21 protein-coding genes are annotated in these 18,517 nt (G+C 45.1%); 10 read left to right on the plus strand and 11 right to left on the minus strand.

Annotated elements, in window-relative coordinates:
- Positions 1–293 precede the first annotated feature (293 nt).
- Positions 294–704 carry a methylglyoxal synthase gene (locus tag J5X92_RS13540; RefSeq protein WP_013785643.1) on the plus strand — a complete coding sequence of 137 codons (411 nt, stop codon included), beginning with the start codon at positions 294–296 and terminating at the stop codon, positions 702–704.
- A gap of 65 nt (positions 705–769) precedes the next feature.
- Here J5X92_RS13540 and J5X92_RS13545 read toward each other — a convergent pair whose 3' ends face one another.
- Positions 770–1,609, minus strand: a complete 840-nt coding sequence (locus J5X92_RS13545) for a hypothetical protein (protein WP_013785642.1) — start codon at positions 1,607–1,609, stop codon at positions 770–772.
- Between the two features lie 159 nt (positions 1,610–1,768).
- Here J5X92_RS13545 and J5X92_RS13550 point away from each other — a divergent pair, with 159 nt between their 5' ends.
- Complete coding sequence (locus J5X92_RS13550) at positions 1,769–2,518, plus strand: flagellar basal body L-ring protein FlgH (protein WP_041453066.1); 750 nt, start codon at positions 1,769–1,771, stop codon at positions 2,516–2,518.
- 12 nt (positions 2,519–2,530) lie between these two features.
- Positions 2,531–3,721 (plus strand): flagella assembly protein FlgT middle domain-containing protein, encoded by a 1,191-nt coding sequence (locus tag J5X92_RS13555; protein ID WP_126872931.1) that lies wholly within the window; start codon positions 2,531–2,533, stop codon positions 3,719–3,721.
- A 53-nt stretch (positions 3,722–3,774) separates the two neighbouring features.
- Here J5X92_RS13555 and J5X92_RS13560 read toward each other — a convergent pair whose 3' ends face one another.
- Positions 3,775–4,587 carry a Spy/CpxP family protein refolding chaperone gene (locus J5X92_RS13560; protein WP_126872930.1) on the minus strand — a complete coding sequence of 271 codons (813 nt, stop codon included), beginning with the start codon at positions 4,585–4,587 and terminating at the stop codon, positions 3,775–3,777.
- Positions 4,588–4,866: 279 nt separating this feature from the next.
- Here J5X92_RS13560 and J5X92_RS13565 point away from each other — a divergent pair, with 279 nt between their 5' ends.
- The 4 genes from J5X92_RS13565 to trmL all read left to right on the plus strand — a co-directional run bounded on the left by J5X92_RS13565 (position 4,867) and on the right by trmL (position 8,531).
- Positions 4,867–5,577, plus strand: a complete 711-nt coding sequence (locus J5X92_RS13565) for a response regulator transcription factor (protein WP_041453065.1) — start codon at positions 4,867–4,869, stop codon at positions 5,575–5,577.
- Between the two features lie 50 nt (positions 5,578–5,627).
- Positions 5,628–6,944, plus strand: coding sequence for an ATP-binding protein (locus J5X92_RS13570; protein WP_232363150.1), 1,317 nt, complete (start codon positions 5,628–5,630; stop codon positions 6,942–6,944).
- 72 nt (positions 6,945–7,016) lie between these two features.
- Positions 7,017–7,982 (plus strand): alpha/beta fold hydrolase, encoded by a 966-nt coding sequence (locus J5X92_RS13575; protein ID WP_126872928.1) that lies wholly within the window; start codon positions 7,017–7,019, stop codon positions 7,980–7,982.
- 84 nt (positions 7,983–8,066) lie between these two features.
- The gene (gene trmL / locus J5X92_RS13580; RefSeq protein ID WP_126872927.1) at positions 8,067–8,531 is read left to right on the plus strand and encodes a tRNA (uridine(34)/cytosine(34)/5-carboxymethylaminomethyluridine(34)-2'-O)-methyltransferase TrmL; all 465 of its coding nucleotides are present in this window, start codon (positions 8,067–8,069) and stop codon (positions 8,529–8,531) included.
- Positions 8,532–8,590: 59 nt separating this feature from the next.
- On the opposite strand, the gene gpsA is transcribed toward trmL, so the two are convergent.
- From gpsA to J5X92_RS13600, 4 genes are all read right to left on the minus strand, one after another.
- Complete coding sequence (gpsA, locus tag J5X92_RS13585) at positions 8,591–9,598, minus strand: NAD(P)H-dependent glycerol-3-phosphate dehydrogenase (protein ID WP_126872926.1); 1,008 nt, start codon at positions 9,596–9,598, stop codon at positions 8,591–8,593.
- Between the two features lie 8 nt (positions 9,599–9,606).
- Positions 9,607–10,113, minus strand: coding sequence for a protein-export chaperone SecB (gene secB / locus J5X92_RS13590; RefSeq protein WP_126872925.1), 507 nt, complete (start codon positions 10,111–10,113; stop codon positions 9,607–9,609).
- A gap of 62 nt (positions 10,114–10,175) precedes the next feature.
- Complete coding sequence (gene grxC / locus J5X92_RS13595; RefSeq protein ID WP_013785632.1) at positions 10,176–10,436, minus strand: glutaredoxin 3; 261 nt, start codon at positions 10,434–10,436, stop codon at positions 10,176–10,178.
- 12 nt (positions 10,437–10,448) lie between these two features.
- The gene (locus tag J5X92_RS13600; protein ID WP_013785631.1) at positions 10,449–10,874 is read right to left on the minus strand and encodes a rhodanese-like domain-containing protein; all 426 of its coding nucleotides are present in this window, start codon (positions 10,872–10,874) and stop codon (positions 10,449–10,451) included.
- A 311-nt stretch (positions 10,875–11,185) separates the two neighbouring features.
- Between J5X92_RS13600 and J5X92_RS13605 the strand changes: the two genes are divergently transcribed.
- On the plus strand, positions 11,186–12,286 hold the full coding sequence (locus J5X92_RS13605) for a peptidoglycan DD-metalloendopeptidase family protein (RefSeq protein WP_208805967.1): 1,101 nt from the start codon (positions 11,186–11,188) through the stop codon (positions 12,284–12,286).
- A gap of 57 nt (positions 12,287–12,343) precedes the next feature.
- On the opposite strand, the gene J5X92_RS13610 is transcribed toward J5X92_RS13605, so the two are convergent.
- Positions 12,344–12,679, minus strand: coding sequence for a hypothetical protein (locus tag J5X92_RS13610; protein WP_208805950.1), 336 nt, complete (start codon positions 12,677–12,679; stop codon positions 12,344–12,346).
- Between the two features lie 302 nt (positions 12,680–12,981).
- On the opposite strand from J5X92_RS13610, the gene J5X92_RS13615 reads away from it, so the two are divergent.
- Positions 12,982–13,824 (plus strand): divergent polysaccharide deacetylase family protein, encoded by an 843-nt coding sequence (locus tag J5X92_RS13615; RefSeq protein WP_208805951.1) that lies wholly within the window; start codon positions 12,982–12,984, stop codon positions 13,822–13,824.
- A 397-nt stretch (positions 13,825–14,221) separates the two neighbouring features.
- Positions 14,222–14,650 (plus strand): MerC domain-containing protein, encoded by a 429-nt coding sequence (locus J5X92_RS13620; RefSeq protein ID WP_126872922.1) that lies wholly within the window; start codon positions 14,222–14,224, stop codon positions 14,648–14,650.
- A 97-nt stretch (positions 14,651–14,747) separates the two neighbouring features.
- Here J5X92_RS13620 and J5X92_RS13625 read toward each other — a convergent pair whose 3' ends face one another.
- From J5X92_RS13625 to rsgA, 4 genes are all read right to left on the minus strand, one after another.
- Positions 14,748–15,437: a glycerophosphodiester phosphodiesterase family protein gene (locus tag J5X92_RS13625; RefSeq protein WP_126872921.1), complete on the minus strand. Its 690-nt coding sequence runs from the start codon at positions 15,435–15,437 to the stop codon at positions 14,748–14,750.
- Positions 15,438–16,322: a DMT family transporter gene (locus J5X92_RS13630; protein WP_208805952.1), complete on the minus strand. Its 885-nt coding sequence runs from the start codon at positions 16,320–16,322 to the stop codon at positions 15,438–15,440. It abuts the gene before it with no gap.
- A gap of 3 nt (positions 16,323–16,325) precedes the next feature.
- On the minus strand, positions 16,326–17,276 hold the full coding sequence (asd, locus tag J5X92_RS13635) for an archaetidylserine decarboxylase (protein ID WP_126872919.1): 951 nt from the start codon (positions 17,274–17,276) through the stop codon (positions 16,326–16,328).
- Positions 17,277–17,444: 168 nt separating this feature from the next.
- The gene (gene rsgA / locus J5X92_RS13640) at positions 17,445–18,491 is read right to left on the minus strand and encodes a small ribosomal subunit biogenesis GTPase RsgA (protein WP_126872918.1); all 1,047 of its coding nucleotides are present in this window, start codon (positions 18,489–18,491) and stop codon (positions 17,445–17,447) included.
- Positions 18,492–18,517: the final 26 nt, after the last annotated feature.

An 18,517-nucleotide genomic window follows, 5' to 3' on the forward strand; every position in this document is an offset into this window, starting at 1 on the left:
AGTGCTTCCTGTGTCTGTATCAACCCTAAAAATGGGATGGATGCCTTAACCGTCGACTAGTTTACTTATATGGAATATTTATGCAATAAAAATGTATAAATATTTTTGGTCTTGAGCGCTACAGATATACCAATAAACAGATGGGTAAGAGTTTTACCTATAGTAGCCACTGAGATATGACATAATGTTGACAATTGAGTGTATAAAACTGAATATTTATACTAATTATCGCATAAATCGGCGATGATACAGATTAAGCATGGTTAAACAATCGACAGGTGGAATTTCTAAGTATGAGTAAACTTACCGTTGCGCTGGTGGCTCACGATCATAAAAAGCCCGAATTACTTGCATGGGTACATAATCACATCGAAATAATGAAGCAATGTGACCTAGTGGCAACTGGCACTACGGGCGGGCTCATCAGTGACGAAACTGGATTAGAAGTAAAACGGTTTAAAAGTGGACCACTTGGCGGCGATCAGCAAATTGGTGCATTAATCGCTGAAAACAGGCTTGATGCGCTGTTTTTCTTTTGGGATCCATTAAATGCAGCGCCTCACGATCCTGATGTTCGCGCACTATTGCGATTATGTTCAGTGTGGAATGTGCCAGTGGCATGTACACCAGCCACCGCCGATTTAATGGTAACATCTCCGCTTTTCTTATCGTCTGAATACAAACCAATCAAACCCAATTTTTAAGCGTGGCGGCGCTAGCCGCCGCTAATAGCTCTCGTACGTTACCTCCCCAAAGTTTGCGTAACCCCTTAACCCCCAGCTTGTCGACGTACAAATTCATAAACGTCACTAGCAGGTGTTGATGATGTCTCGCCATCGGCCGCATCTATCATTAGGCTATTTTCACCTGTGCTTTCAGTGGTGGCATTGCCATTAATTATTTGTTTGCCCGCATCCCATAAATTATTTGAGATACTCTTACCGGTAAGCCCCTCTACGGTTAGGTCGACGGCGTTATAAAGCAAACCACCGAGTCCGCCATATAAGAAGCTGCCTGCCATACTGGATGCCGCTGCAATATGGCTTGATGTCGTCGCCTCATAAATATCAGACACTACCGGCAAATGGTTCACAATGTTGAGCGCGTCGAATCCGTCTTGCAGCCCCAGTCCGTCCTCACCGAATGCCGATGTCATCATGTTATCGAACATCGAGGTTGTTTCGGTTGCAGTCGTTGCTGCTTCAACAGAAGTTGAAGTGGTAGTTGAAGTGGCAGCGCTGCTTGATGCTTGTGTTGCAGTGTCGGTAGAAGACGTTGATGCTGCCGCAGTAAGTGCCGCGAAGACATTATTTTGTAGCGCACCAAGCAATTGGTTTTGCATTAGACTAATAGCGTCATCGGTGACAAGGTTCGACAACAAGCTGGTATCAAATTGACTTGTGGTAGTGCTGCTTTGTGAATCTGTCGTTTCTGACGTGTCGTCATTGCTGGCTTCTTCATTTGACAACAAAGCGGCAAACATAGACGGCAAAGACTGGCTAGTAGTTGCCGCTTCCTCTGCCGTATTCGAGGTGGAATTTTCCCCCGCTAATGGCACTGCTGAAAGCAACGAATTTATTGTGCCTTGTGTAGATGTTTCAATGGCCATAACTTCCCCATACCCGCAGGCATATCATTGTTTTGTAAAGGTTTTGCAAAGTTACTAAAGAACGTATTTCGTGTTGAAATTATTCGTTTAAACTTGCTCCTGTTCGGGTCATGGATGGCACTTAATCAACGTTATTTTTTATTTCCTTCAGAGCACATTATGAAAATTCGATGCCAGAAAGTGTTTCTTGCCCTAATCTTTACAATGACCGGCTGTGCCCAAACGGTTTCACATGAAGAAGAAGTGGTGGCAAGCAGTCCAACTAATCCAAAAGTAGAGCAGCGCGCTATATCGCCCACCTCTGATGAACCTGCTCCGGGCGATCCTACTTATGCGCCGCCGCGGGCGTATTCTGTTGAACAAGTTCGTATTCCTAGCGGCTCTTTGTTTAATCCGGAGCTTGCCATGGGGCTGTACCAGCGCCACAGCCAGTACAAAGTGGGCGATATGATTTTAATAAAGCTGGATGAGACCACCCAGTCTGAGAAGTCACTTGATTACAACCAAGATAAAAACAGCACCTTTGATATAGAACCTTTAACTGTGCGGGTAGGGGGAATTCAAATTGAAGGCGATGACCTTGAAGTAGACCATGAACAGGACAGCGAATTTACCAGTTCGGCACAATCAAGCCAGTCAAACTCATTGCAAGGCAGCATTACCGTTTATGTCACCGCTATTACGCCAGCAGGAAACTTGCTGGTCACAGGGGAAAAATGGATAACCATGAATAAAGGAAAAGAATATATTCGTTTTTCAGGTGAAGTACGCAAGCAAGATGTTGATGAAAGCAATACCGTGGTGTCTTCAAAAGTGGGTAATGCACTCATTGAATATAGCGGCACTGGGGATTTGCAAGAGAATCAAGAGCGCTCTGTGATAGATAAATTGTTCGCAATATTCGGTTAGTAGGTGAAAAGCATGAAAGGCTATCTTCGTCTAGGTATAGCAATAATAACTATGTGGCATGGCACGGCCATGGCCATATGGGTACAAGGTGAAGCAAGTCTTAATTTTACCGGTGCCGACTTAGATTCTGTGCGCCCTACGGTGATTAAAAATGCTATCGCGGATGCGTCTTATAAGAGCGGAAGTGTTATTGCCGCCGAAGATGTTCTAATCGATGGGTTAATACTCAGCAGCAAAGCAGAGCTTCGTACCGCAGGCCGAATACAGCGAGTCGAAATCATTAGCGAAAGTGTTCAAGATAATGTGCTATCGGTAGTGGTGAATGTCAATTTAACCCCCTTGTTTGATTGTGAACCCAATCGCTTTCAAAAGCGCTTACTGGTGACTCATTTTGCCCTACTCGACTCACGACAGGCGGCCACAGGCGGTATTTATAATATTGGTAAACACATTACACAACGATTTGCGCAGCAACTGAAAAATACCGCGGATACACCTAATGTCATGCAGATATCACAAGCCATGGCTAGCGCCGATATGTGGTCTGCCGAAGCACTCTCAGGCGTAGAGTTACAACAAAAATCGACTTACTTACGCGATACCTATGGTCAGCAGTTCGCACTATTCGGCTACATTAAAGATGTAAGCTTGTTTGAGCAAATAGCACAAAGTGAGTCCTTTTTCGACAGCGACGAGGTGGCGGTTAGGCGCAACTTTACCCTTCAAGTGTTCGTGCTAGATACCTTCAGGCAACGTATCATTTATAACGACAGTTATCACAGTGAAGCAGATTGGGAGTTTGAAAACAGCTACCAAGTGGATACCAATAACAGCTTATTTTGGCGTAGCGAGTACGGGCGAATGGTATTAAACACCGTAAATGCTGCGCTAACCGATATTTCTGCCGCCATTACCTGCGAGCCTACCTTTGCGCGGGTGGTTAATACCAGTAACCAGCAGTTGATTGTCGATTTAGGTATTGCCCAAGGTATTCGCGAAGGCGATAGCTTTCAGTTATACAAACAGCAGTCGTTGCCGGTACTTCTATCGCCAACTAAGAGCGTGATGTTGCCGGTAGAGAATGGGCAGTTTGCTATTACCCATTTAGGTGATGAAGTGAGTGTATTAAAGGTTGAAGGCGCAGAATCGGCAGTTCACTTATATGACATCGTTTCGCCAGTACAAAAAAAAGACGCAAACTAAAGTTTGCGTCTTTGCTTACGTTCCAAGTTGTTATCTTTTTCTAGCGAGTAGTCTTAATTATCGCTAAACAAACGGCGAAGCGCGTCTACGTTTTCGCGCTTCTCCAATACCTCGGCTTGCTGTGCGTCGGTAAGCACTGCAAACGTGGCTTGTTTATGAGTCATGTTTTCTATTGCTGCATTAACGAGATCATCTTTATATTCAGCATAAAGTGCATCCCATGCAGATTCGGAGAAATTGCCACTTCGCACAAGGGCTTGCTCAGCGTTTCTGAGTGCATCCATTGTGACTTTATGTTGAAAGCGGGTTTCACGAAAAGTGGCGTTTAAGGTTTCAAGTGATACTAACTGCTCGTCAGTCAGTTGCAGTTCTTTAAACGGCAGGCGAGGTCCTCTTGGCGGCTGGCCTCGCATAGCGCTTCTGACAGTATTTCTTTTCCCACCGTGCGCGACTTCTCGTTTGGCTTCTCGTTTAGCTTCAAACTCGGTTAGCATGTTACGTTGCGACGCTGAAAGCAGGTTGTAAATCTCACTGCGAAGTTCTGCAATAGCAAAATGACGCGATTGTTGTTTCAGTATCCTGGTTTCAACAAGGCTACGAATTTCACTTTCTGAAAGGGTAGCGAGGTCGGGCTTATCTGGGTGCTCCGACGAGGCGTCTGGGCGTTCATGATTGGCTTTAAACGCGGTAACAAGCTTTTTCACCTCATCCATTTGCTCTGAAGAAAGAGAAAGGCGGCTTAAGGTTTTGATCATTTCCATCCCAGGAGCATGATCACGCATTTTGGGGCCTTGAGGGGCCGCATTTGCGCTGTGGGCTAGGCTAAAAGTTGTCGCTAATAACCCAGCAATGAGAATTGATTTCACGGGCGTCTCCTTTGTATTCGCACCCCAGAATCTTACTAGCTCTGCGGCCAAAAGCAGTCAACGCATTGTAAAGCTTGTGTAAAGTTTGAACCATGCGCAGATTCTATCGGTCACAAAGCTTATCATTTCCATCGTTTGTGTGTGGGAATGGCTAGGTCGTCGCTTGTGGCGTTTCCTAGTTTTTTTAACGCAACGCGCAGTATTTAACCGTTGTCATTCCTCTATGCATTATACTTGGGTATCCGAAAGATGAATCAAGCCGTCGTAGGTTTCAAAAACATGAGTTCAGAGTTTCATTTACAGTCCATTCTTATTATCGATGATGATAATGAACTAACTGACATGCTAGCCACCTATCTATCAAGCATGGGGTATCAAATTCAGGTCAGTAATGATGGCCAAGCAGGGTTAGCAGAAGCAACGGCAGGTGGTCATTACGACCTCATTCTGCTTGATGTCATGATGCCTAAAATGGACGGTTTCGATGTACTTAAGAAGTTAAGAGTGAGTCATGCGACACCCGTGCTTATGCTAACGGCGCGCGGTGATGACTACGACCGCATTCTAGGGTTAGAGCTTGGAGCAGACGATTACTTGCCAAAGCCGTTCAATCATAGAGAGTTGGTAGCGCGAATAAAAGCCATATTCCGAAGACTGTCATTGACTCACAGCGGTGGTACTATTGAACAAGACTTGATTGTGAATGAATTATTTTTAAGTAGTAGTAGCCAAGTCGCCAAAGTCGGTGAGGTTGAAATGACCTTGACCAGTACAGAATTTTCTATACTTCGGTTGCTTATGCTAAACACAGGAAGCCGAGTGACGAAAGAAGAAATCAGTTTGAAGGTATTAGGTAAATCTCTTCAAGCGTTTGATAGAAGTATCGATATGCACGTAAGTAACTTGCGCAAAAAAATAGCCGCTATTAGTAATATCGAAAAAATTAAAACCATCCGCGGCGTGGGTTATATGTTGCTATCTGGTCAATGACGTTTTTCCGTAAAATAAACCCTGCTCGCGCCATTGTGGGGCGCCTTTTTTTGTGGTTCTGGGCTACCTTCATTGTTACTGCTGTACTGGCTGTTTGGGGAAGTCGATTCTTCTTTGAAGAACTTCAGGTAAACACCGCGTCTCCACAGGAAATTCAACATTTAGAGCGTTTGCTTGGCGGCATAACTAGCGAGCGCGCCATGCAAGCGCCGCTAAGAGTAGCGCTAGATAGAAATGGACGTGCCGTTAGAGGAAGAGCAATCGCAGTTGATGTCGACACAGGCCGGATGATCGCTGCTGGCGGCCCGCCTTTACGTGAAGACGACCGAAGAGATATAGAGCGCATCGTCGATCAAAAAGTACCAATCACACTAAATCGGGGCGCGCTAAAAATAACTGGGCCAATGCTCTTTGAGCGTGATGGTAAAAGGTTTGCTTTGTTCTTTGCCAAAATGGATTTGCCTGGTGAAAATGCTCCTCCCTTTGTATTGTTTCTTTGTATCGCCTTAGTGACAACGACGTTGTTATCTTGGCTGTTTGCGAAATCTCTCACACGACCAATTCTTCGGCTGCAGAAGTCTGCGCGTTCATTATCTACTGGTAACTGGGAAGCGAGAATTGATAATACTGAGAAGCGACAGGATGAGCTTGGTCAACTAGGTCGCGACTTCAATTCAATGGCAGGTCAGTTAGAGAAAATGTGGACCGGACAAAAACGGCTCCTGGCCGATATATCTCACGAGCTTCGTTCTCCCTTGGCTCGACTGCAGATGGCACTTGGTTTAGCACATCAGCAAAATGTAGACCCAGCATCGCTGGCCCGTATTGAGCGAGAGGCTGAGCGTATGGAAGCTTTAGTGAGCCAATTGCTGGAATTAAGCCGCGCTGAAAATGGGGTAACCACCTTCTCATCTTATTCTTTATCTCTGTTGTTTCGCGATATTTTTACTGATGGTCAGTTTGAAGCCGCAAATAGCAATAAAGCCCTCGATATAAATGAAATACCCAAGCTGACCGTGCTGGTAGACCAAGTTTTACTTTGCCGTGCAGTTGAGAATGTTCTACGTAACGCCATCCGCCACAGCACCTATTTAACAACGGTTGAGTTTACCGTCACCGACACCGAATGGTCGGTGACCGTTTGCGACGACGGTGAAGGTTTATCAAGTGAAGAGTGCGAACGGGTATTTGCCCCTTTTTATCGTGCAACCTTAGCCAGAGAAAGAGCTTCTGGTGGGGTAGGTTTGGGCTTATCCATTGCAAAAGCTGCTGTAGAATTGCATCATGGCGCAATAAAAGCAGTGACAAGAGAAGAAGGTGGCCTAAGCGTCACACTGTCCTTCCCTCGCAAGTTAGAAAACACTTAACGCGCATAAATTTTCATTGCCGTGTAGCGTTCAAGTTATCACTGCCTCACGATTCTATTAGGATATGCCTGTATGAGCTGGACGTTTACGTCAGAGCAAGACTTAGCTTCGACCTTTGCCACTGAAATAAACCCTTTTTGGCAAACTTCTGTCACCCTTGGCGAGTTTGTTGGTAAAGATAACATCGATGTGCATTACGCGTGGTGCATACCAGAAACCCCCAAATCCACGGTGGTGATCAGTTCTGGACGTATCGAGTCCTACTTAAAATACAAAGAACTCATTTTCGATTTGTATCAAAATGGCTTTGCAGTTTTTATTCTTGATCACCGAGGGCAAGGGTTATCGGGGCGTATGACTCACGATCCTCAACATGGATACGTGGCGGATTTCGCCGATTACGTGGATGATTTAATCACCTTCGTAAACGATATTGTGAAGCCGCGCCAACAGGGTGAGTTGCAGTTACTTTGCCATTCTATGGGCGGCGCAATTGGCGCACTAACCCTATTAAGAGACCCTAGCTTATTCGACAAAGCAGTACTCGCATCCCCGATGTTCGGTATTAAGCCTGCACTACCAAATTGGTTGGCCAATAGCCTTATAAAAGTAGGGCTTAGTATTAATAAAATGAAAAAGCGTGAGTCAGGTTATTTCTTTGGGCAAACGCCTTACATTGCATTTCCTTATGCCTTAAATAAACTTACGCATAGTAAGAATCGCTATAGCTTATTTCGCCAGCTTTATGATGAAGAGCGCCAAATTCAACTTGGTGGTGTAACCACTGAATGGTTGCGGGCAGCACAAGCCGCGATGAATACCATTGAACTTAATGCGGCTGCTATTACTACGCGCTCGTTAATTTTAAGTGCAGATGGCGACAGTATTATAGAGAATAAACGCCAACGTCGCGTAGCCGCTAAGTTCCCCAATGCTCAGGTAGAAATTATTCCTGTGGCGTATCATGAGGTGCTTACCGAATCGGACGACATTCGTGATGCTGCACTCTCTACTGTATTTGATTTTTTAAGCGCGTAAAATAACGCTAATGGGCGATGAGCGCCCGTTCGTCATATCGCCATTTAAAAGCGTGGCAATTTAGCATTTCGACAGTGAGCCAGCATGTTAGACATCGTACTTTACCAGCCAGAAATTCCCCCCAATACGGGAAATATTATCCGCTTATGCGCCAATAGCGGCTTTATGCTGCATTTGATTGAGCCTCTTGGGTTTGAGTGGGACGATAAGCGTGTACGTAGGGCAGGGCTGGATTACCACGAATTTGCTCACGTTAAGCGTCATGCATCATTAGAAGCTTACATTGAAAGTGAAAAGCCAAGCCGAATCTTTGCTTGTACTACCAAAGGCAAAGCATTTCACAGCGATGCACAATACAAAAAAGGCGATGCTTTATTGTTTGGGCCAGAGACCAGAGGTTTGCCCGACGATGTTATTGACGCGCTACCGCCAGAACAGCGAGTACGTATTCCAATGCTACCCGACAGCAGAAGTATGAATTTATCGAATGCGGTATCGGTTTTTGTTTATGAAAGCTGGCGTCAACTAGGCTACGACGGCGCACGCTAGACATAAAAAAACGCGCAGTGTTGATGCTGCGCGCTTTATCAGTTTTGTATAATTTTTAATCAGGCTTCGTTTTTAAGATCGCGACCCAGTAAGGTTAATGCGGCCTCTTTTGGCGATTTACCGTGATAAAGTACCGCGTAAATCTGCTCGCAGATTGGCATCTCAACACCGACTTTATGCGATAACACATGTACTTCTTCCGTGTTGCGATAGCCTTCTACCACTTGCCCAATTTCTTCAATCGCCGTGTCGACAGATTTACCTTGGCCTAAGGCTAAGCCAAATCGACGGTTACGTGATTGGTTATCGGTGCAGGTGAGCACTAAGTCGCCAAGGCCAGCCATGCCCATAAAGGTTTCTGGCTGAGCACCTAGCTTCACGCCAAGACGAGTAAGCTCTGCAAGACCACGAGTAATCAATGCGGTACGGGCATTCGCACCAAAACCTAACCCATCTGCCAAACCAGCGCCTATGGCAATCACGTTTTTCACTGCACCGCCTAATTGTACGCCGGTGAAGTCTGGGTTTTTGTATACCCTAAACGATTTCGCGCAATGTAGCTTAGCGGCAAATTCGTCAGCAAAGGTTTCGTCAGTGGACGATAACGAAATAGCCGTAGGCAAGCCTGCCACCATTTCTTTGGCAAATGTGGGGCCAGATAATACGGCTAGCGGATAGGCAGTACCCAGAATTTCTTCTGCAACTTCTCGAAGCAATCTGCCGGTTTTAGGTTCAAGCCCTTTGGTTGCCCAAATAATTCTATGGTTGGGCTGCAACAAAGGCTTAATGCTTTGAAGCATTGCCGCAAAGCCGTGGCTTGGCACTACCACAAGAATATCTTGGCTAGTGGCAATGACCGTTTCTAAATTGGCATCTACATTAAGCGCATCAGGAAAGGTAGCACCTGGCAAATAGCGCGCGTTTTCTCTGCTTGAAGCCAGCGCTTCCATATGCTTTTCGTCGCGCCCCCACAACAAGGTAGGGTTACCATTTCTGGCTAAGCAAAAAGCAAGGGCGGTGCCATACGACCCCGCCCCTAATACTGAAACCGAATTCGGGTTCATCATAATGGTGCTTACGCGTCCATCTTAGGCGCTTCGCCTTGGGCTTGCTGTGCACGCTTTTGAACGTAAGCAGCGAAGATAGCGTCGAAGTTAACTGGCGCTAAATTTAGTGGAGGGAAAGTTCCACGGTTCACAAGGTTTGAAATCGTTTCACGTGCATACGGGAAAAGCATGTTCGGGCAGAATGAACCTAGCGTATGCGCTTTGTTCTGATCAGGCATTTCACCAATGGCAAAAATACCGGCTTGCTGCACTTCACATAAGAATGCAGTTTCTTCGCCAAGTGTGGCGGTAACGGTTACTGACAACACTACTTCGTAAACGTTTTCGTCTAGTTTGTTGGTGCTAGTGTCAATATCTAGCTTAATTTCTGGCTTCCACTCTTTAGTGAAAATAGCTGGCGCATTTGGCGACTCAAAAGAGATATCTTTAGTGAAGATACGCTGAATGTTGAATTGAGGGGCTTGCACTTGGTCGCCTGCTGCGGCGCCGTTAGTAGTCTGATTATCGTCAGCCATGATATTTCCTGTTTAATTGTCGTTTTACTTTAATGTATTGCGTTGCTTTACGCGCTGACGCGTTATGCTAACCCAAGCATAGGATTTAGTTTTTGCTGTGCTTCTAGTGCCATCATGTCATCGCAGCCACCTACGTGCTTATCGTCGATGAAAATTTGTGGCACTGTCCAACCGCCATTCGCGCGCTCAATCATTACGTCACGCAATTCTGGTTGAACATCAATAGGGTACTCTTGAAACTCAACACCTTTCTGTGCGAGAAGTGCTTTAGCACGATGGCAGTATGGGCAATGGCCCTTGGTGTAAATTTCTACTTTACTCACTATGATCACCTATTATTTTGAAATCGGTAAACTTGCACTCTGCCACGCGTTCATGCCGCCTTTAAGGACTTTGACATTAGTGAAGCCCGCTTTTGACATCGCACCGGCTGTACCACGAGCTTGATTGCCCATAGCGCATACAACGATAATGGGTTTATCTTTGCTGTTTTCAAGCTTAGCGAAGTTTTTCTCGCGCAATTCTTCTGGTTTTATTTGCTTAGCACCTAAAATGTGCCCCGCTTTAAAGTCTTTAGCCGCGCGAGTATCAAAGATAATCGCGTCGTCTTTATTCATTAACAAAGTGGCTTCGTGTGTATTAACTTCTTTGATTGAAGAGGTAAACGTTGAAATGTAGCTAAACACCAACATGCCCACCAAAGCAACCCATACACCAGCAAGTACAATATTATCGCTGGCAAACGCTATTAGCTGATCCATTACTTCTAACCTTGTCTACAGACCATAAAAAGAGTGCAAAGTATATAGAAAAACGGGCGAGAAACCACCCTGCAATAGTCAAGCGTGTCTTGTAATTGTGTGCGGTACAATAGCGGATTGATATTACAACCAAATTGCACTGGGATTTAATCTAGCCCTCAGATACACTGATACGCTAACTATCATCATGATTGTAGGCGAATTCTGCAATCTGTTTTTGCCACCAATACACCGCCAAAGGCCGCTATTACCTTTTTATGTTTATTCAACGATTTTGCGCAATTGTCTTTTTACTTGCTGTCATATTCGGTATGGGGTTAGTCTCATCTACCGTGAAGGCGCAAGATGTTAGCCAAGAGAAGCTGGCAGAACTACAAGTTGAATTAAGAGCGCGTCAGCAGGTTTTAGAAAATAACAAAGCTAGCGCACAAGAACTAGAGCAAGTGCTCAAGCGTTCAGAGCTTGAAATAGCGAAAGTGGCGAAAGCCTTGGCGCAAAACAAACAGCAATTAAATAGTGTGTTAGCGGAAGAAGAAGTGCTTGTAAAAGAGCAGGAAGGGTTAAAAGAAGCTATTCGCCAGCAACAGTCCTTGCTTTCAAGTCAATTGAAAAGTGCGTTTATGGCGGGGCATTACGACTACGCCAAAATGTTATTTTATCAAGAAGATGCCCGTAATTTCGAACGGGTCATTACGTATTATCAATATTTGGCAAAGGCACGTCAGCAAGAAATTACCCGATTTAGAGACAACGTGGCTCGCCTTGAAGCGGTAACCGAAGAGCTTGCTGAAAAAGCGGAATCCTTGCTTGCCCTTCGCAAGACACAAGAAAGTCAGCGGGGGGTGTTACTCACTCGCCAAGATGATAGAAAGCAAACCTTAGCCAAACTTAATAAAACTATCGCCAGTGAAAGCGGACGAATTGCCACCTTGCAGGCAAATGAAAAGGCGTTACTTGATGCTATTGAAGCTGCCCGTATTGCTGCTGAACGCGCTGCGGCTAGAGCTAAGGTATCGCTGGATGGGTTAGCCAAGTTAAAGGGGAAGTTGTCAGTGCCTGTTGAAGGTCACATTCGTAAACTCTTTGGCAATCGCAGGCAAGGACAAGTGCGCTGGAAAGGCATTATTATCGATGGTTCGGAAGGCGAAGCGGTAAAGAGCGTGGCATCGGGCAAAGTACTTTATGCCGATTGGCTTCGCGGGTTTGGTTTAGTGGCCATTGTCGATCACGGGGAAGGTTACATGAGTGTTTACGGGCACAACCAAGCGTTGTTGAAACAAGCTGGCGACGATATTCTTTCAGGTGAAAGTATTGCCTTAGTAGGAAGAAGCGGCGGACAAGATTACCCTAATTTGTATTTTGAAATACGCCATAAGGGAAAAGCGTTAAATCCCACCGCTTGGTTTAACTGATCGCTAAGCACGCTATATAAGCAGGCTACACTGTGACAAGTTAAACATTTTTTACGGTTATACCGTTATCGAAAATGTGGAATTGTCAGGTAAATTCGACGCTTCTTGTTGTGGTGGAGGAGGCGGTGGTTTGCCCATTCCTGCTAATTCAGCAATGTTTTTACCTTCAAAACCTGCACTGCTTAACGCCGAATTCAAAGACTTACTTGGCTCGATACCTGCCTCTTTGAATTGCTCTACAATAGAAGCCGCATCTTCGCTTGATAAGTTTTCCGGATCGTAAGATGACAAAATAGCGCTCACAGACTCTTTTTGTGTATCGCTAAGGGCTTGGCCTTCAGGGCGTGGCGGCATGCCAGCTTGCATGGTTGAGCTGTTAACAGAAGAAATCATAATTACTCCACAATAAATAGTATACGTTGTAACCTTATCGACAATTAAAGCTGAAATTGAGCTTGGCGGTCACTCTTTACGCAACCTTTACACGCTAAGAACAGCTGAGCAGAGCTTGTTTCCTTTTTGTAAATTGGTATGCTGCATAAATGCTGGTTCAATGGAGCCGAGATACAGCCATACTATTGTTGTCTGGCTCAGTTCTTATAAGACTTATTTCTTATTCGGTTTAGTATCTCGTTGTTAATATCAGCAGTGCGCGTGGAAATAATAAAATCAATAATGGAAGTGAAGAAACGTAGATGAAGGTGCTTTGGCGTCTGTGTGTTTTATCGTTAATGATAATGACGAGTTTTACGAGTCATGCTGCGGCGTCAGCGACTATCCCGGTAAATCCTCGTGTTATTATTATTCTTGATGATCTGGGTTACAGAAAATCAGATATGGCGGCCTTTGCGCTTCCCAGCGAAGTGACCTTTTCAATTTTACCGCGAACCCCTCTTGCACAAACAATTTCTCGTAAAGCCGAGCAGCAAGGCCGCGCTGTCATGTTACACATGCCAATGCAGTCGACCAGCGGCAAAGCCATGGGTCCCTTAGGGTTATCTACCGATATGTATCCTGCGGCCATTACTCACACGCTAAGAGCAGCGCTTAAAAGTGTGCCGAACGCAGTAGGAGTGAATAATCACATGGGCAGTGCATTTACGGTTGAAGAGCCCGCCATGCAAACCATTATGGAAGAGATAAAGCGCCAAGGACTTTTCTTTGTAGATAGCAGAACTAGCGTAAATACTACAGCGCAACAGGTAGCGGATAGAGTGGGGGTGCCGAATGCAAGCCGGCAGGTATTTCTTGATAATGATCGCTCGGTTGCATCGCTTAGTAAGCAATTTGAATACACAAAACGATTGGCCAAACGAAACGGCACCGTTGTGGTAATTGCACATCCTTACCCAGAAACGATTACCTTTTTAGCGCACACGTTGCCTAGCCTGGCAAACGAAGGAATTGCTTTAGCGTCAGTAAACGATTATTTCACACTGGTGGCTAATATCCCCAATAGCATCCCCAATAACACTTTGGTTAAAGAGGTTCATCCAAAGCCGCTGTTAGAAACTGAAGCGGCCGCGCCGAATGAATAGTCTCCGCACCGAATGAATCGCCTCTGCGCCGAATGAATAGCCCTCGTTAATTTTGCTCGTGCAACAAGCATAAGTTTCTTCCTTTCTACTTTTTCCGTGATTCGCACCTCGGCATTTAATTATTAATAATAATCAGCCATTTCCCGACTCTAATCTCCACTTATGGCATTTCGTTCTTTTAAAGATTGAAAATATCATAGGGGAAAGTTTCGCATTTGCTTTAAAATGTTATATTATAACGTCTCTTGCAGAGTTATTCTGTGGCTACAGTGCACGTGCGGCTATTGTGATATCACGAAAGCGCTTATAACAAGAGCTTCTGTGACAAGAGTCATATGATTAAAGCGTGTGTGAAGTGGCGTGTTTTAAAGTTTTTGATGTTGTAAAGGTACAGTAAATGAATCCGGTAGAAGACAATCCAACAAAATTAGACAGACTGGGCATTTGGGTGTCGAGCTTGTGTGCGTTGCATTGCCTAGCGCTACCTGTTGTTGTGCCATTATTGCCACTTATCGGTTCTTCGTTTTTCGCCCAAATTTGGTTTGAACGAACCATATTAACTATATCGTTAATTATTGGTGCGGTTGCACTTATCGGCGGGGCCACTCGCTATCATGGCCGTTATTATCCGTTGGCATTGCTGTTTACGGGTGGTGCAATTTATTGGAACAAAAACATGTTTGGTGAAGCCTATGAGCCGTTCACCATCGCTGTGGGTGCGCTACTTATCGTGGCGGGGCATTGGGTTAACATGCGTTTGTGCCGTCAATGTAAGTGCTGTAAAGAAACGGTATTTTCTAGTCACTTATCTACCGAAGTAGAATAGGCGCTTTTGTAAGCCAACCGGCGTAAATTTTTAACTCAAGCTTTACGCCCAAAGCTTTATAAATAACGCTAAGTTTTAGCTTCTTAATCCTTAGCCCTTAACCCACAACTCGCTTTGCAATTTCGGGCACGTTGGTAAAAATACCGGTTACGCCCCATAGCTTCAATTGAAGCATATCTTCTGGCTCGTCTACCGTATAAACATACACATCCAATCCTTCTTGTTTCGCCGCATTTACAAAATCAGCATTCACCACATCTAACGCAATATTAATAGATTTCGCTTTAAGCTGACGGGCACAGTACGTTGCATCAAGTGCGTAGGTGGCGGTTAATGCGCCAATGGCCACCTGTGGCCATAATGCGCTTATTTCGGCTAGCCAATGGTGATTAAACGAAGAAATAAGTAGGGAATTTGGGTTTATCTGTGCATCTTCTACTGCACGCTTTACGTCTTGCACCCAAGCTTCAGCATTGCGCAAGTGCTTCACTTCAATATTACACAGCGCACCATCTGGTACGGTAGCCAGCACTTCTTCCAAGGTAGGAATAACTTCACCTTCCCCAGCATCTAGCTGCTTTAAATCCGCCAGTGAAGTTTGTAATAAAAATCCTGAACCATTTGTGGTGCGCCCAAGGGTTTTATCGTGAAATACTATAATGGCGTCATCATGCTGGTAGGTGTCGAATTCTATACCATCAGATTGCTGCTCGAAGGCTAGCGTAAATGCTTTAAGCGTGTTTTCAGGCGCAAGCGTACTCGCGCCCCTGTGGGCAATAATAAGCATTTAGTCGCTGTCCTTTTCTGACTTACCGTGCAGCTTATGGGTATTGAGTGTTTCATAGATAGATGCAGAAGTAATAAGAATACCGCCCAATAGCGTGTTTCCACTGGGGTTTTCATCTAGCAGCAATACGGCAAGAATAACCCCGTAGAAAGGCTGCATACAGGCAATCAGCGAAAAGGTTTTAGCGCGTAAATGCCGTAAACTTGCCGCAATTAGTGCATGTGGCAACGCGGTAAAAACCGTACCTAATAGCAAAAGCATTAACCATGCACTCAACGAGGCATTTGCAATTTCATTACTGCCGGTAGGTAGCAGGAAAATAGCAATCACCAAGGTTTGCCATGCCATGGCTTTAGCGCCACTGTATTGTTTGAAGTGTTTTCGATGTATTAGGTTTCTGAACGCGTAAAGCACCGCAGAACCCACGCCAATGAGCACCCCTAAAGTGATGTCATTATCCAGTGACGTTTCAGGCACAATAAAATACACGCCTGCAATAACGGTCAGCGCAGATACAATATCTTGCCATACCAAGCTTACTTTTTCGAAGAACGGCTCTATCAGTACCGTAATCACCGGAAACGTGAATAGTGCAATCATACCCACCGACACACTAGAGTATTGCATCGCCGCAAAGTAGGTTACCCAGTGCAAGGCCATTAAGATACCTAGCCCTATGGCTATAAGATAATCCTTGCGGCTTGCCAGCGCCAAATTTTCGCTAGAAAATTTCAGGAAGAGAAATAATGCGATACAGGCAAATACCGATCGCATTAGCGTAATATCACTGGCACTCAGGGGCACTAAATGTGAAAAAAGTGCGGTACCGCCCAATAATACAACGGTAAAGTGCAGTGATATCAAACTTCGTTTTACTGCATTCATAAACTAGCTTGTTGTCGCTTGCGTGCCTAAATCAGCGCTTGCGTCATCGCCAGTGTTATCGCCTAAATCAGCGCTCGCATCAGTATTTACTGGCGCGTTCGTAACAAAAGCCATGGGTTCACCTAGGCGAGTTATTTGCCCAGGCGCTAATGCATCAAAATCTATCATGTCTTTTTCGAAACATACCACAATGGTAGAGCCTAGTTTAAAGCGACCTAGTTCGTCACCTTTTGCAAGGTGTACGCTCGCTTCGGTATCTTTCTCGTAAGTCCAATGTTGTACATTTTTACCTGTAGGCGGCGACACAGTACCTGCCCAAACGGTTTCTATACTGGCAACAATCGTAGCGCCCACTAGTACCATAGCCATTTTGCCTACGGGCGTATCGAATAACGCCACAACGCGCTCGTTACGGGCAAATAAACTTGGAATGTTTTGTGCGGTAAGCGGGTTTACAGAAAACAACTCACCAGGCACATAAACCATGTCGGTAAGCGTGCCCTCTACCGGCATATGAATGCGGTGGTAATCTCGAGGGGCTAAATAAATGGTGGCAAATTTTCCGTCTTTAAACGGCGCCGCTAAATCTGGCTTACCGCCTAATAAGCTGGTTAGGCTGTAATCGTGTCCTTTAGCTTGAAATATACTGTCAGCTTCAATGTCGCCAAATTGACTTACCGCCCCATCTACCGCTTGAATTAACACGTCTTCTCGTGGGTCAACGGTGCGCGCTTCAGGTTTTAGTGGGCGAGTAAAGAAGGCATTAAAACTGCGATAATGCGCAGGATCTGAATGCAATGCCTCGCTCATATCAACATTATATTGCTTGATGAAAAGCTTGATAAGAAACGTAGTGAAACCACCAAGCTCTGCTGCCGCTAATTTGCCTACTAGGCGAGACAACAAATGTTTAGGGGTAATGTATTGTAAGTTTATTTTAAGCCAGTCCAGCACGAAAGCTCTCCATTAAAAAGACAGGTTAATTGTACCCTAACTTATAAGCGCGTAAGCAACTTTAAGATTATGTATGCTACAAACTTGGAATAAGCCAGAAAGGTTGGGCTTGTTGAAGTCGTGTCTATATTCTGTTTCAACAAGCCAAACAAAGCGTAAATATAAGCCTTATGCGCCAGGTGGTTGGCTGTGGCTCGGACGTTGCTCGTCCATGGTGGTTAATATTTTGTGGTAGCTAGCAAAACGCTCGGCATTAATCTTACCTTCTTCTACGGCTTCCCGAAGAATGCAGCCAGGGTCGTTAAGGTGTTTACAGTCACGGAATTTACACCCACCTAAGTAATCCCTAAATTCAATAAAGCCCCAAGTAATGCGTTCGGTAGGAATGTGCCATAAGCCAAATTCTCGGACGCCTGGAGAATCTATTAAATCACCGCCAGCCGGTAAATGCAGTAGCTTGGCTGCGGTGGTGGTGTGTTGGCCTAAGCCTGAGTTATCTGATACTTCCCCGGTGAGTATGTCGGCACCAGGTAATACTTTATTAATTAAGCTAGATTTCCCTACACCCGACTGACCTACGAAAACACTTACATTGTTATCAAGATAGGCATTAAGTTCATCAATACCTTCACCGGTCTTACAGCTGGTGAAAAGCACTTCATAACCTAAATCGTTATAAACCTTTAATTGTTCATTAATGGTTTCTCTTTCGCTTTGTGAAAGAAGCTCCACTTTGTTTAAAACAATAAAAGGGGTAATGCCAATGTCTTCACAAGCCACTAAATAGCGGTCGATAATGTGCGTAGAGAGTGATGGAAGGGTAGCGCTTACCACAATAATTTTATCGATATTAGCCGCAATGGGCTTTATGCCGTCGTAAAAGTCGGGGCGGGTGAGGACTGAATGGCGATCGTTAACTATTTCAATAACACCACGTACACTACCAGAGTCGGCATCGTCGCCTTTACTGAATAGTACTTTATCACCACATACCACAGAGTCTACTGTACGGCGGATATGACACCGTGACACATTGCCCTCGGCGTCTTCAACATCGGCATGTTTGCCAAAGCGACCCGTCACAACGCCGCTCATCAGTTGGCTTTCATCTACTGACGTTTGCTTGTTGTCACCATGCTTATCTTGCAGCCGTTTGCTTCTGTTAGCTGCGACTTGGCGTTTCTGTCTATGTGTAAGTTTTGGTTTTTTCGCCACGATTCTTTTCTAGTTCACGTATACTG

It is taken from the genome of Alteromonas sp. K632G, from assembly GCF_017653625.1.
In the GTDB taxonomy this organism is placed as follows: Bacteria; Pseudomonadota; Gammaproteobacteria; order Enterobacterales; family Alteromonadaceae; genus Alteromonas; species Alteromonas naphthalenivorans.

Bases quoted from the DNA above. Each gene is read 5' to 3' on its own strand.
- J5X92_RS13540 (WP_013785643.1), top strand. From the start codon at position 294: ATGAGTAAACTTACCGTTGCGCTGGTGGCTCACGATCATAAAAAGCCC.
- J5X92_RS13550 (WP_041453066.1), top strand. From the start codon at position 1,769: ATGAAAATTCGATGCCAGAAAGTGTTTCTTGCCCTAATCTTTACAATG.
- J5X92_RS13605 (WP_208805967.1), top strand. From the start codon at position 11,186: ATGGGGTTAGTCTCATCTACCGTGAAGGCGCAAGATGTTAGCCAAGAG.
- J5X92_RS13600 (WP_013785631.1), bottom strand. From the start codon at position 10,874: ATGGATCAGCTAATAGCGTTTGCCAGCGATAATATTGTACTTGCTGGT.
- trmL (WP_126872927.1), top strand. From the start codon at position 8,067: ATGTTAGACATCGTACTTTACCAGCCAGAAATTCCCCCCAATACGGGA.
- J5X92_RS13630 (WP_208805952.1), bottom strand. From the start codon at position 16,322: ATGAATGCAGTAAAACGAAGTTTGATATCACTGCACTTTACCGTTGTA.
- J5X92_RS13565 (WP_041453065.1), top strand. From the start codon at position 4,867: ATGAGTTCAGAGTTTCATTTACAGTCCATTCTTATTATCGATGATGAT.
- secB (WP_126872925.1), bottom strand. From the start codon at position 10,113: ATGGCTGACGATAATCAGACTACTAACGGCGCCGCAGCAGGCGACCAA.
- J5X92_RS13625 (WP_126872921.1), bottom strand. From the start codon at position 15,437: ATGCTTATTATTGCCCACAGGGGCGCGAGTACGCTTGCGCCTGAAAAC.
- J5X92_RS13620 (WP_126872922.1), top strand. From the start codon at position 14,222: ATGAATCCGGTAGAAGACAATCCAACAAAATTAGACAGACTGGGCATT.
- J5X92_RS13575 (WP_126872928.1), top strand. From the start codon at position 7,017: ATGAGCTGGACGTTTACGTCAGAGCAAGACTTAGCTTCGACCTTTGCC.
- J5X92_RS13545 (WP_013785642.1), bottom strand. From the start codon at position 1,609: ATGGCCATTGAAACATCTACACAAGGCACAATAAATTCGTTGCTTTCA.
- J5X92_RS13610 (WP_208805950.1), bottom strand. From the start codon at position 12,679: ATGATTTCTTCTGTTAACAGCTCAACCATGCAAGCTGGCATGCCGCCA.
- J5X92_RS13615 (WP_208805951.1), top strand. From the start codon at position 12,982: ATGAAGGTGCTTTGGCGTCTGTGTGTTTTATCGTTAATGATAATGACG.
- gpsA (WP_126872926.1), bottom strand. From the start codon at position 9,598: ATGATGAACCCGAATTCGGTTTCAGTATTAGGGGCGGGGTCGTATGGC.
- J5X92_RS13555 (WP_126872931.1), top strand. From the start codon at position 2,531: ATGAAAGGCTATCTTCGTCTAGGTATAGCAATAATAACTATGTGGCAT.